Source organism: Paenibacillus ottowii (genome assembly GCF_006874425.1).
In the GTDB taxonomy this organism is placed as follows: Bacteria; Bacillota; Bacilli; order Paenibacillales; family Paenibacillaceae; genus Paenibacillus; species Paenibacillus ottowii.
This window is the reverse complement of sequence record NZ_VIJZ01000005.1, coordinates 204,905-216,937: the sequence shown is the minus strand read 5'-3', so window position 1 is coordinate 216,937 and position 12,033 is coordinate 204,905. Positions and strand designations below refer to the sequence as shown.

The window sequence follows — 12,033 nt, the reverse complement described above, 5'->3', positions numbered from 1 at the left end:
CGATCCTCTACAACAAACCCCCGCTGTTGCCATTATAGGCAGGCGGGGGTTTTAATGTGCTGAAAATTAGCCTTAGTTCAACCTTCTGTTTATACCAAATTAAAAGCTTTGGCCAGCAGCCGATAGGACTGAACACGCTTATCAAAGTCATGAATCGATGAAACGATCAGTAACTCATCAGTACGATACTGCTCAGCCAGTCTCAGCAGTTGTTCCTTACACTGTTCAGGTGTACCCACAACACGCGATGCTGCGGACTGACGCAGCCGCTCACGATCAAATTCTGTATATGGATAGGACATGGCTGTTTCCGCCGACGGAAGAGAATCCATTTCTTTACCCTGCATGAGTAAAAGGAAATACAAACTAGCACTGGACGCCAACTGTTCAGCTTCCTCTTCGGTTTCAGCGCAGGCTACTGTAACTGCTGCCATGGAATGGGGCTTATCTCCTAAGATCGAAGGCATGAATTGCTCGTGATAACGCGCAGTAGCTTCTATGCCGCCCGGAGTACCAAAAAATTGGGCAAAGGCATAGGAGGCGCCCATCATGGCGGCCAATCGGGCACTCTCCCCGCTGGAGCCAAGCAACCATAACTCAGGTACGGTCGATATCATCGGGGAAGCGTGAAGACCGGCAAACCGATGATTGTCAGGCACCGAATCATGGAAGTAGTCTATTAAATCTAAAATCTGCTGCGGATATTGTTCGACAGCTTGGTATTTCCCTTCCTGCAAAGCGCGGGTAGCCAGTGGCAAGCCGCCTGGAGCACGCCCTATTCCCAAGTCAATACGTCCTGGGTGGAGCGCTTCCAGCAAGCGGAAATTTTCAGCTACTTTATATGCGCTATAGTGTGGAAGCATAATCCCGCCTGAACCCACACGAATGCGCGATGTATGAGCAGCCAAATGCGCGATCAGCACCTCGGGGCTGGAGTGCGCTAGTGTCTTGGACGCATGATGCTCGGATACCCAATAACGGCTGTACCCCAGTTGATCAGCTTCACGTGCTAAATGGGTTGTATTAGATAATGCATCTTGAGCGGTACCGCCTTCAGGAATATGAGACTGGTCCAGTATACCCAGTTTAAGCATTTTGCAATCACCTCTTACACAACTGTATCAAACACAACTCATTAGGTCAAAACCCAAAATGGATAGGTTGGAGTTTGAGGATCTTTTCGTTATAATAAAAGATGCATAAGGGATGAGAGAACATCCCTGCTCATGGAGAGGGGATTGAATTTGTGTTAAGAACACCTTTGGGGCGTGTACGGCTCATGCTCTGGATTCAAGCTATAGCGTATTTGGCGATACTATTCACCCACCAGCCGCTGCAAGCTGCGGGCATGACCCAGGCGGTTATGGTGATTGGTAACATATACAGGGTGAGCTTTCTGTTGCTCCTCGTTGCTTTGATCTATGGAAAAACCGCATTGCATTGGTCTATACGAAGACCTCTTTTTATTATGTTTGCCTCCTTCATTCCGTTTGGTCTAATGATTATGGATTTTGTTTGGGTGAGAAAATGGACAGGGGACTCGGCAGCAGAACAGCGAACTGCATCGTAAACCTGGTAGAGGTGTTTTGTTGTGAGGGCCATAGGAGTTTGTCTTTTGTCTCCTGTCTGTGGAAGCGGGACTTGCTCCGATGCAGTAGAAAGAACATTGCGCAGATGGTGCGTGGTGTTCTTTCTTTTTTTTATGCACCGAAAACCCGGGGGAAACCGTTAACTCAATGTAATGCTAGGGTTTGAACTAAAAATTCAGCCGTCTTGCGTCTGTGGAAACCTTCAACCCAATGTCCGGTGAACGGATAAACTTCAATCGTTTTGGGTGATTCAATGCGGTTATAAGCGGCGAAAATCGTCTCTGGCATGCACACCGTATCCTTCAGCCCTACAGATACCATGACCGGGATACGAATGCGATGAGCCAGATTCATCACGTCAAAATAACTTAATGTATGTAGTACCTGCTCCAAATGCTCGGGGAAGCGGTTTGCGAATTCGGCAGCTTCGGTCAGTGAACTGGTAGAATTCATCATACCAAAATCCATATGACACATATTGGGAATGTCTGCTACTGTAGTTGCAGCTTTATCGCTGAGCGCAGCCACCATTAATGCAAGCCCACCGCCCTGGCTCGCGCCGCTAATGGCGATTTTAGCTGAGTCGACATCGGACTGCTCCGCCGCCCAATCTACAGCTCTAAGGGCATCGGTTGTAATCGTTTTGTAGTAGCAGGTATCCTTGTCCAATATTCCTTTTGTGACCCAGCCTTTAACCGTCCCGTGAGGATCTTTCCGATGATCTCCCGTTTCTCCTCCCTGACCACGGACATCTACCGCCAATACAGCAAAGCCCAGCATTAGCCAGGATGAATAATCTTCAGGATAGCCTTTTCCGCCTGTGTAGCCATGAAATAGAACGATGCACGGCAGCTTTTGATCTCCAGCAAATCGGGGGCGGACATACCAGGCATGCAGAGGCGTATCATCGACCCCCTCAAAAGTAACCCGATAGGCCGTCATATGAGGATACGGTGTTTCTATGGGCGTTTTGAACGCACGTACAGGTTTGGCTTGAACTTCCTCCAGTGTTTTGTCCCAGAATAAATGCATATCTTTAGGGGTGGTAAGATCAGGACCATACTGCTTCAATTCGGCAATTCTTTTTTCAATAACATTCATAATCAAAAATTCTCCTTCATATCGAATGAGTTCGACTTATGCTTTACTCGGTAAAGTGGACTTCTCCAGCTCTCTTAGCAGCTCAAATGCTTGTTCATTAGTATTTCCGCATGTATCCTCATCAGCATGAAAGCCACTGCATACAGCGGGTCGCTCAGGTTTGCCGAATAATTGGCAACGGTAATCGGGCGTGAGCTGAGGGCAAGGAACACCAGCGGGTTTTCCATTTGGCATGCCGGGTATGGGGGAAGAAATTGTAATGGCAATACAACATGCAGCACATCCTACTCGACACTCCAATAGGGTCACTCCTTCTAATCTGTTATTTTTGTACCTTATGCATGAAGTGACTTCAATGAAGCCATAATGTGAGGATGGCACAAAAAAGGCAGGAATACAAGGATAAAACGGATAGGAGACACACTTTCCACACAAAGAGCATAAATAGTCTGGGGGGGAACGTAGGATGGTATCGAGCTTCCAAATCAGCGTTCCATTGAGTGGTAATATTAACCAATTGGTCTCTGTGTATTCAAAAGGAGTTCGAGTGGTTAATAATAGAACACAACGATAAAAACTAAAACGAGGTGACGCAAAATGAGTTGGTTATGGGCATTGATTGTTGGTGGTATTATTGGTTGGTTGGCAGGAATTATCGCAGGTCGTGATGTTCCGGGTGGTGTGATTGGTAACATCATCGCTGGTTTTATCGGTGGATGGTTAGGTAGCTTGATTCTGGGTGACTGGGGTCCTGAAATCGGATCGTTCTACATCGTTCCTGCATTGATTGGTGCGATTGTGCTGGTCGTAATTGTAAGCTTGATCTTCCGTTCCGTTGGACGGAGCAGAGGCTAACTTTACGAATCAGTGAATAGACGTGCCCTATGGGGCGCAGGCAAAATGAAAAAGGCTGCTTCCACAAGGTTTACAAATGACCTGTGGGAGCAGCTTTTTTTGCGAAGAGTTTATATAGTTTCCTATTGAAAACGCCTGATATGAGGAACAATTAGAACTCCCAATACGATACACATGCCGATGGTTGCAAACATGGCAATGGTGAGGATACCCCCAAGCTTGTCCGCCACGGCACCTACGGCCAGATAGCCAACAGGAAGCAGTGCAAAGGAGAACATCAGATCCAGACTCGCTACACGTCCAAAGGATTCAGCGGGAACTAATTCTTGCAGACTTGTCTCCCAGATGATCGCAAAGATCATAATGCCAAATCCTTCGAGCATCATGCTTAGAATCAATCCTGGCATCCAGGTGACTATAGACAACAGCAGCAAGGCAAGACCGCTGACAAAAGCTCCTAAGTAAGCGAGCAGGCCGCGGTGCTTCCAATGCTTGCGTGATCCATACACAAAGGCTCCCAGCATGGCACCAATACCACTGCTTGCCATTGCCGTGCCATATACGACTGGATTATAGCCATGATGAACCTTGAACAGCCACGGAATGAGTACAGCGATAATACCGGAATAACAAATATTAATGAAGGAAAAGGCAAGAATCGTAATCCATAGCCAAGGATGGCTTTTGAGAATAGCGAAGCCTGCTATAAAATCCTTGAGAAAATGTTGTCCACCCTGATCCTCTTGTTCTGAATCGGATTGACGTTTGCCAATGACGGAGGCCAAATGAGCGCTTAGCATCCAAAAACAGGAGAAGGATACTAGATAAGCGATAGAATCCAGTCCAAAGCCGACACCTGGGGAGGAAAAGGATACAATAAAGCCTCCTAACGGAGGACCGAGTAAACGAACGGCTTGTATACTGATTTGACTTAGCGCATTGGCAGCATTGCGGATGTCCGGTGTGAAGATCTGTGCACGTAAGGCCGAATAAGCCGGATTAAAGATACCATCCATCAATCCGTACAATGCAAGGCCTACGAATAGAAACGGCAATTTCATTCCGCCCGTAAACATCAGCACAGCTGCAACGAACATCAGACCAAAGCGGGCGATATTCGTGAACAGAAGGAGACGAATCCGGTCAATTCGGTCCACAATCATTCCTGCGAAAGGAAGAATAAGTACGTTTGGCAGCATATAAACCGTCATCGCCAGTCCCATGATGGTGGTCGAGCCTGTCAGAGAATAGATAACCAGTGGCAAAATGACTGTCGTGACGGAGCTCCCTAACATAGCGATCCAATGTCCAAGCCACAAGAGGGTGAACGCTTTGGACTGCTTTAATGGTGAAGTAAAGGTAGCCCAGGCTGAGTGCCTTCCTTCGGGGGATAAAGTTGAGTTTTGGGTATCCATAATCACACTCCGGTAAATATTTCTAATCTGCATATTAAAACCTATTATACGAAATCTCTTATGTAATGGTACACAAAAAGTTACTGCGAAGAGAGCTTAAATGAATAGTCTACCTATGATTGAGTCAACCTAGAATCGTATTGCATGATAAAAATAATATAACAAACCTTTTGGATAGGGATTATTGGATAAAAGCATTGACGTGTGAAAATGAATGATGTAATATTCAATGACCAGCCTGCGCTAGGTTATTAAGAAAAAGGAAAGAGTGTGGATAACATGAGAAAACTTAATTTTTTACCGATTGTACTCCTCGTGATGGCATTGCTGGTTTCGGCTTGCGGCAACAATGATAAGGGCGCTAGCACGAATAATGCATCTACTGGAGAGAACGGTTCTAATAATGGAAAAGCAGATACAACTGCTGCGGCAACGCTTGAATCTGTCAAAGCGAGTGGCAAGCTGAGAATCGGTACTGAAGGTACCTATGCTCCGTTTACGTACCATGATGCTACTGGAAAACTGACAGGCTTTGACGTTGATATTGCAACTGAAGTAAGTAAGCGTCTGGGTGTGCAACCGGAATTTATCGAGACACAATGGGACGGCATTTTTGCAGGCTTGAACTCCAAGCGGTTTGACACGGTATTTAATGAAGTGTCCATTACAGATAAGCGTAAGCAAAAATATGATTTCTCCGATCCGTACATCGTCTCCAAGGCGGTTCTGATCGTGAGTGAAGATAATACCGACATCCACAAATTTGCTGACCTAAAAGGTAAAAAGGCAGGACAATCCCTGACCAGCAACCTGACTCAAATCGCGAAAAGCAACGGGGCGGAAATTGTAGCAACCGAAGGCTTCAACCAAGCTATTGATCTTCTCACTTCCAAACGGGTAGACGCAACCGTCAACGACGGATTATCCTATCTGGATTTGAAAAAGCAAAAGCCTGATGCTCCGATCAAAAAGGTGGACGAATCTGCGGATGCGTCACACAGTGCAGCTGTATTTAATAAAGGCAGCGAAGATTTGATCAAGGCAGTCAACAAAGCATTGGCTGATATGAAGGCTGACGGTACGTACTTGAAAATTTCCGAGAAATATTTCGGAGCCGACGTTTCCAAATAATAAATGAAGACCAAACCTTCTTTTTAAAGGATGTCTGTACAATGGATGATCGCCAAATACAAATTATTATGGATTCATTATTGCCTCTGCTAAAAGCAGGGGTTTCTTTTACGATTCCGCTCACCCTGATCTCATTTGCTCTGGGACTGGTGCTGGCGCTGATCACTGCACTCGCCCGGTTGTCCAAATGGAGAATACTCAAGCTGATTTTCGGCTTCTATGTATGGGTGATTCGAGGAACTCCTTTGCTGGTGCAATTGTATATTATTTTCTACGGTTTACCTTCTGTGGGTATTACACTGGACCCCTTTATTGCTTCCGTGATCGGATTTACGCTTAGCGTTGGGGCCTACAGCTCTGAAATTATGCGTGCGGCTATTATTTCCATTCAGGAGGGGCAGTGGGAGGCGGGATATTCCTTGGGGATGACACGCTGGCAAGTGCTGCGGCGGATCGTGCTTCCTCAAGCTTCCCGAGTGTCCGTACCTCCGCTGGCCAATTCATTCATCAGCTTGGTAAAGGATACCTCACTGGCTGCCACCATCACCTATGTGGAAATGTTCAGAACGGCTAATCAGATTGTAGCTACCACCTACGAACCGTTACTAGTGTATACTGAGGCTGGAGTTATTTACCTGCTGTTTAGCACGATATTGACTGTGCTGCAAAATTATTTGGAAAAGCGCCTGAGCCGTTTTTCCGTTAGATAAAGGAGATTGTACCGGTGATCCAAATTCGGAATATACACAAGTCGTTCGGCTCGCTGGAAGTGCTTAAGGGGATTGACGTGACCTTGGATAAAGGGAAAGTGCTCGTGATTATCGGTCCTTCCGGTTCGGGTAAAACAACGCTTTTACGCTGCTTGAATTTACTGGAGGTTCCCGACCAGGGAGAAATTCAGGTAGGTGATATTGCCCTGAATTTTGCGAAAGGAACGAAGCTCCGGCAAGAAAACATTTTGGCGCTGCGTAAACGGACAGGGATGGTATTTCAATCCTACAACCTCTTCCCGCATATGACTGCCGTACAAAATGTGATGGAGGGGCAAGTCACGGTTCAGAAAAAGAGCAAGGACGAGGCGCGCAAACAGGCATTGGTGCTGCTGAAGAAGGTAGGTTTGGCTGAGAAAGCCGAATCCTATCCACATCAATTGTCGGGAGGACAGCAGCAACGGGTCGGTATTGCCCGGGCAATGGCGGTTGAACCAGAGGTGCTTTTGTTCGACGAGCCCACCTCTGCTCTTGATCCCGAATTGGTAGGTGAGGTGCTCAAGGTCATGAAGCAATTGGCTGCCGAAGGGATGACGATGGTTATTGTCACCCACGAAATGAAATTTGCGGCAGAGGTAGCGGACCATGTAATCTTAATGGATCAGGGCGTGATCATTGAGCAGGGTACGCCATATCAGGTGCTGGAGCAGCCTACCAGTCCACGGGCTATCCAGTTTCTGGATCGACTGAGTGGGGAAACGGAATAAACTGAACAGACAGGCAGCTATAGCCGGGGGTTAAAAATAACGCCCCCAGGTCAGTAGCTGCCTTTTTTTCATCAGTGATCCTCTTTTATTTTACTTTCATTTTTAATGTAATTAAGAAGGTCATCAAAAGAATACAACAGCCTGTTAAAAATGGAGCGAACATATTCGCATCAAATAAAAAACCCGCTAGAGTGGGGCCTAAAATATTCCCGACACTCATATAGGCATTATTTATACCAGCTACATATCCCTGCTCATTGCCTGCCATCTTCGACAATAGTGTATTTAGAGCTGGACGAAGCGTAGCTGTGGCAAAGAAAATAAGGGAAGTCACAAGAAAGATACTCCAAAAGTCTTTGGCGAAGAGAAATAAAATATAAGCAGCAGAGGTGAAGAGAAGCGAGCCTTTGATCAACCTTTTTTCACCAAACTGCTTGATCATTTTAGCAACAACCAATGCCTGCATACCGACACCGATCACAGCCCCTGCGGTTAGAAGGATTGAAATATTTTGCGGTGAGAATTGGAAGCGGTTCGTTACATATAAGCCAAGAACGGATTCAAAGTTAGCGAGTCCAAAAGTCATCACCAGGACAATGATAAAGAACATCGCATATTTTGACTTTAAAGACCTTGCATACTGTTTGAAAATAGACTCTCTTTGATGAATTGTTGCCCGTGCTGCCTTCATTTGTTCTTTGGATAAACTTTCAGGTAAACAAACAATTGAAAAAATAACTGCAATCATAGCCGCACCTGTTGCTGTATACAGCGGTACTCTCGTTCCATATGCTGCAAGAAGGCCACCAAGTCCTGGACCAATAACAAATCCAAATGACATCGCTGCTGCTAGTAGACTATTCCCTTTGGCACGTTCTTCGATTGTAGTGATATCAGCTACATATGCCATCATGGGCGGAATAATCAGGGCTGCTGCCACTCCTTCCAGAAGTCTTGAGGTATACAGCATCCACAGCTCATCTCCAATAGCAAACATAAATTTAGCTACAGCAAAAACAATAACACCTACGACGATAAAAACTTTTCTCCCATATCGATCAGACAGCTGCCCAGTCATGGGCGAGAGCAGGAATTGCGTTATGCCATAGGATGCTACCAATAAACCGATGGCCCGCCCACTGGCACCAAATTCAATGATCAGTTCAGGCAGAATAGGGGTAATTAAGCCAACGCCGACCATCACAATAAATATATTGATCATGAGAATTGCGAGTATTCTTTTCATACAAAAAAACCTCCTTATCCATTGGTTTCTGGATAGGAGGCAGACATGCGAACAAGAAGACACACTGCTCCCGATCAACGAGGCAATGATCTATCTTATTGTTAATCCCCAAAAGCCTACACTAATCCTATCCAGAAAATTCGTAAGATTACGTTTTTCTTTGGAAATAGGATTAGTAGATCATTGGCTTAAGGTCACCCTTTCATACTTTATTGTTTATTATTGTGACATAAATTTGATAATAAGGAAATAAAAGGTTTGATCAGAAGAACCCAACTCGACCTTCGGAGGCATTTTTTAGCCAGTCCTGCTTGCGGCTTTTATCAAGCTCGCCTCGCATGCCCTTAATAATCAGCTCAATATCGGCTTTTCCTTGCTCATGCCATTCCAGCGCCGTACTGACATACAGTTCTCCGAGCTGAGCCAGGGAGAAGCCGTCCGTCATCGCAGCTGCCTTCTGTGTACCTGTCTCACCTGCAAAAACAAGGAAGTTACGGAGCTTGAGATACGCGAGTCGCAGCTCTTCGTCAGGCAAACTGATTTCATAAGCCCGGTCGAAGCGACCTGCCCGGTTCATCAGACCTGGGTCGATTTTTTCTGGATAATTGGTCGTTCCAATCAGGAAGATGCCCTCCTTGGATGTAGCGCCGTCAAGCGTATTCAGGAAAAAGGAACGAACCTCCTGAGGCATGGAATCGATGTCTTCAATGACCAGCACCATCGGCGCTAGGCGAGTCGCTGCCTCAAACACCTCTTTGACCGATTCGCTGGTTGTATATTCGGTAATTTGCCAGTAAGCGGCCGGACCCGGTACACTGCTGGCAATAGATTTCACAAGAGTTGTTTTACCGTTGCCCGGATGGCCGTATAGCAGAATCCCACGCTTGTAAGGGATGTTATAAGTCTGATAGAAGGTACGATCCGCTTCAAAAAACTGATCGAGTGATCGGAAGATATCCCGCTTGATTTCCGCTTTCAAAATCACATCATCCCGAGTAATGGCACGGGTTATCGGCTCTGCCTGCCGGGAGAGTCCTCGGCTTGTATCGGTGAAGACGGTGACACGCTTCATATTTTGCTTGCGTTCACGCCCGCGTACGCCTGCGAGGAAGCTTTGCAGCTCCTGGTCGCCTGTAGCAAATACGTAATCTTCATTGTATACGCCATTCTCACGGAAAAAGGGAACTCGTGCCAGTGCAATCCCCCACTTGGGATAGGCAAATACATTATTACGCATCGACAGATGCACACCGTATTCAGGAGTCGGTCCGTCATCGTCATACTGGATAGTGCGTTCCTCCAAACGATCGAAGACTCGTGCCACATGCTCCAGCTCAGGGCTGCCTGAACGAATATCCTCCTCTAGCAGATCCCAATATTCAATATTGGGATCGTCGCTGGCATACAGCTCGTATTTTACGCCATAGCGGTTATAAAGTGCTTCACTGATACCGTCGATCAGACGGGCATAAGCAGCATAACCGGTAATGCGTCCATCTGTACGTTCGTCAAATTCATAAATAGCTGGGGTGTCTATACTCAACATTATTTTGCTCCTTTCAGGGCGGCCAGCGGTTTGCATTTGGCTACAACAGCTGCGAGTCCTGCCCCGGTAACACTTTCGATAATATCATCTACATTTTTGTAGGCTTGTGGAGATTCGTCGATAATACTTTCCAGAGAGGCCTGGTTCACCACAATTTCGTCGTCCGTCCCTACACCCAGGGCGCCTGCAAAATCGTCTACACTCACGAGCCGTTTGGTCGCAGAACGTGAGCGAATACGGCCTGCTCCATGACAAATGGAATGAAAGTTATCCTGACCACCCGGTAAACCTACCATAATATAAGAGGCAGTCCCCATCGAACCAGGGATCAGCGCCGGATGCCCTGTCGCCTGATAGGGTCGCGGATTGTCGGGGTGTCCTGCTGGAAGCGCGCGCGTCGCACCTTTACGATGTACAAACACGCTGCCATGATCCGGATGGGACTCATCCCAAGCATAATTGTGCATCAGATCGTACAGAGTGCGCAACTCGCACTTTGTACCAAAGACATCGCGGAAGGCTTCTCGCACGGAGTATGCAATCAGATGTCGGTTCACCACAGCATAATTCAGCGCTGAGTACATCATATTCACATAATGTGCTGCCTCGGGATGATCCAGCGGTGCGAATACCAGTCGCGGGTCGGAGGTGCCGAGACCGAGACGACTCATCGCTTTGGCAATGGCAGATGAACTGGCCTGGCTGACTGCTCCACCCCAAGCGCGTGATCCCGAATGAATCATCACAGCCACTTGACCATCGAACATCCCCCAAGCTTCAGCGATTTCTCTATTTTCTTCCGCAATTTCAATCGCCTGAATTTCGACGAAATGATTGCCTCCACCCAGCGTGCCCAGCTGCCGATGAGCGCGGTGCCAAGTACGGTCTTCGACGAGATTCAACACTTCCTCGTCAAAGGAGAACTTACTGTGCTCTACATGGGTCAGTGAGGTGGATTTTTTAGGAGTGTAGCTATCCGGAATATATTTATTAGGCAAGCCATGCAGGCCTTTGCGTACAATATGCTCCAGTCGTATATCCGAATAATGTCCGCGTTGGTGGGCTTCCATCGGCAAGTATTTGTCGATCGTCTTAACCAGCTTGCGGCGCAGCTTGATTTCCTTCAAAGCATCCTTGTGCAGATTGGTCAGGTGTACGCGCATGCCACAGCCGATATCGCTTCCGACGATGGAGGGAGATACATAGCCGTCTTCCATCCCCCATACCGCAGTTGTACCGATGCAGGTTCCGACGCCTACATGTACATCCGGTGTGTATCCCATATAGCGGATACCTGGAATTTGTAAATTGTTATTAGCCATCTCGAACACTTTGTAATCAAGTGAGGCGAAAAGTTGCTGCGAAGCGTACACCGTCAGATCCCCAGCTGGAAGCTTCATCAGGTGACTGTATGGTCCTTCAGGAAAAAATGAGTCGGTCGTAGATTGTGTATTCATAATAAATGGGTAGTTCCCTTCTTCATGTAAATTCATAACATCGTATAGAAAGATTAAAAAACAAAAAAAGCCGCAGACTTGTCGTCTACGGCTTCCTGCACCGAAAGTGTCATTACATTTTATGATCAATACATCATAAAAACATAAATAACCTGTTCTTTCAATAGCATACAAAATTAAAAAAGCCTGGTTCATCACGCCGCCAGACAGCGTGAT

Annotated in this window: 12 protein-coding genes; 5 read left to right on the top strand and 7 right to left on the bottom strand. The window is 46.7% G+C overall.

Annotated elements, in window-relative coordinates:
- Positions 1-89 precede the first annotated feature (89 nt).
- A complete protein-coding gene (locus FKV70_RS14080; protein ID WP_142613232.1) occupies positions 90-1,094 on the bottom strand; it encodes an LLM class flavin-dependent oxidoreductase in 1,005 nt (334 codons plus the stop codon).
- 152 nt (positions 1,095-1,246) lie between these two features.
- Here FKV70_RS14080 and FKV70_RS14075 point away from each other — a divergent pair, with 152 nt between their 5' ends.
- A complete protein-coding gene (locus FKV70_RS14075; RefSeq protein WP_016324638.1) occupies positions 1,247-1,570 on the top strand; it encodes a DUF3817 domain-containing protein in 324 nt (107 codons plus the stop codon).
- Positions 1,571-1,733: 163 nt separating this feature from the next.
- Here the strand turns inward: FKV70_RS14075 and FKV70_RS14070 are convergent, their stop codons facing one another.
- Together FKV70_RS14070 and FKV70_RS14065 are read right to left on the bottom strand one after the other, a co-directional pair.
- Positions 1,734-2,690: an acetylxylan esterase gene (locus FKV70_RS14070; RefSeq protein ID WP_142613231.1), complete on the bottom strand. Its 957-nt coding sequence runs from the start codon at positions 2,688-2,690 to the stop codon at positions 1,734-1,736.
- A 36-nt stretch (positions 2,691-2,726) separates the two neighbouring features.
- Positions 2,727-2,990, bottom strand: coding sequence for a YkgJ family cysteine cluster protein (locus tag FKV70_RS14065; protein ID WP_208738406.1), 264 nt, complete (start codon positions 2,988-2,990; stop codon positions 2,727-2,729).
- Between the two features lie 297 nt (positions 2,991-3,287).
- Here FKV70_RS14065 and FKV70_RS14060 point away from each other — a divergent pair, with 297 nt between their 5' ends.
- Positions 3,288-3,545, top strand: a complete 258-nt coding sequence (locus FKV70_RS14060; RefSeq protein ID WP_013372531.1) for a GlsB/YeaQ/YmgE family stress response membrane protein — start codon at positions 3,288-3,290, stop codon at positions 3,543-3,545.
- Positions 3,546-3,667: 122 nt separating this feature from the next.
- Here the strand turns inward: FKV70_RS14060 and FKV70_RS14055 are convergent, their stop codons facing one another.
- Positions 3,668-4,960: an MFS transporter gene (locus tag FKV70_RS14055; RefSeq protein ID WP_142613230.1), complete on the bottom strand. Its 1,293-nt coding sequence runs from the start codon at positions 4,958-4,960 to the stop codon at positions 3,668-3,670.
- Positions 4,961-5,239: 279 nt separating this feature from the next.
- Between FKV70_RS14055 and FKV70_RS14050 the strand changes: the two genes are divergently transcribed.
- Genes FKV70_RS14050 through FKV70_RS14040 form a run of 3 tightly spaced genes read left to right on the top strand, consistent with a single transcriptional unit; the run spans position 5,240 to position 7,568 of the window.
- Positions 5,240-6,091, top strand: a complete 852-nt coding sequence (locus FKV70_RS14050; RefSeq protein WP_142613229.1) for an amino acid ABC transporter substrate-binding protein — start codon at positions 5,240-5,242, stop codon at positions 6,089-6,091.
- A gap of 41 nt (positions 6,092-6,132) precedes the next feature.
- A complete protein-coding gene (locus FKV70_RS14045; protein WP_025676010.1) occupies positions 6,133-6,801 on the top strand; it encodes an amino acid ABC transporter permease in 669 nt (222 codons plus the stop codon).
- Positions 6,802-6,815: 14 nt separating this feature from the next.
- Positions 6,816-7,568 carry an amino acid ABC transporter ATP-binding protein gene (locus tag FKV70_RS14040; protein ID WP_142613228.1) on the top strand — a complete coding sequence of 251 codons (753 nt, stop codon included), beginning with the start codon at positions 6,816-6,818 and terminating at the stop codon, positions 7,566-7,568.
- 85 nt (positions 7,569-7,653) lie between these two features.
- Here the strand turns inward: FKV70_RS14040 and FKV70_RS14035 are convergent, their stop codons facing one another.
- From FKV70_RS14035 to FKV70_RS14025, 3 genes are all read right to left on the bottom strand, one after another.
- On the bottom strand, positions 7,654-8,814 hold the full coding sequence (locus FKV70_RS14035; RefSeq protein ID WP_142613227.1) for an MFS transporter: 1,161 nt from the start codon (positions 8,812-8,814) through the stop codon (positions 7,654-7,656).
- Positions 8,815-9,076: 262 nt separating this feature from the next.
- Entirely contained in the window at positions 9,077-10,360 is a 1,284-nt protein-coding gene (locus FKV70_RS14030) for an AAA family ATPase (RefSeq protein WP_063211270.1), read from the bottom strand.
- Positions 10,360-11,817 (bottom strand): RtcB family protein, encoded by a 1,458-nt coding sequence (locus FKV70_RS14025; protein ID WP_064796870.1) that lies wholly within the window; start codon positions 11,815-11,817, stop codon positions 10,360-10,362. Before FKV70_RS14025 ends, FKV70_RS14030 begins: the two co-directional genes overlap by 1 nt.
- Between the last annotated feature and the right edge of the window lie 216 nt (positions 11,818-12,033).

Bases quoted from the DNA above. Each gene is read 5' to 3' on its own strand.
- FKV70_RS14060 (WP_013372531.1), top strand. From the start codon at position 3,288: ATGAGTTGGTTATGGGCATTGATTGTTGGTGGTATTATTGGTTGGTTG.
- FKV70_RS14070 (WP_142613231.1), bottom strand. From the start codon at position 2,690: ATGAATGTTATTGAAAAAAGAATTGCCGAATTGAAGCAGTATGGTCCT.
- FKV70_RS14080 (WP_142613232.1), bottom strand. From the start codon at position 1,094: ATGCTTAAACTGGGTATACTGGACCAGTCTCATATTCCTGAAGGCGGT.
- FKV70_RS14030 (WP_063211270.1), bottom strand. From the start codon at position 10,360: ATGTTGAGTATAGACACCCCAGCTATTTATGAATTTGACGAACGTACA.
- FKV70_RS14055 (WP_142613230.1), bottom strand. From the start codon at position 4,960: ATGGATACCCAAAACTCAACTTTATCCCCCGAAGGAAGGCACTCAGCC.
- FKV70_RS14025 (WP_064796870.1), bottom strand. From the start codon at position 11,817: ATGAATACACAATCTACGACCGACTCATTTTTTCCTGAAGGACCATAC.
- FKV70_RS14050 (WP_142613229.1), top strand. From the start codon at position 5,240: ATGAGAAAACTTAATTTTTTACCGATTGTACTCCTCGTGATGGCATTG.
- FKV70_RS14035 (WP_142613227.1), bottom strand. From the start codon at position 8,814: ATGAAAAGAATACTCGCAATTCTCATGATCAATATATTTATTGTGATG.
- FKV70_RS14045 (WP_025676010.1), top strand. From the start codon at position 6,133: ATGGATGATCGCCAAATACAAATTATTATGGATTCATTATTGCCTCTG.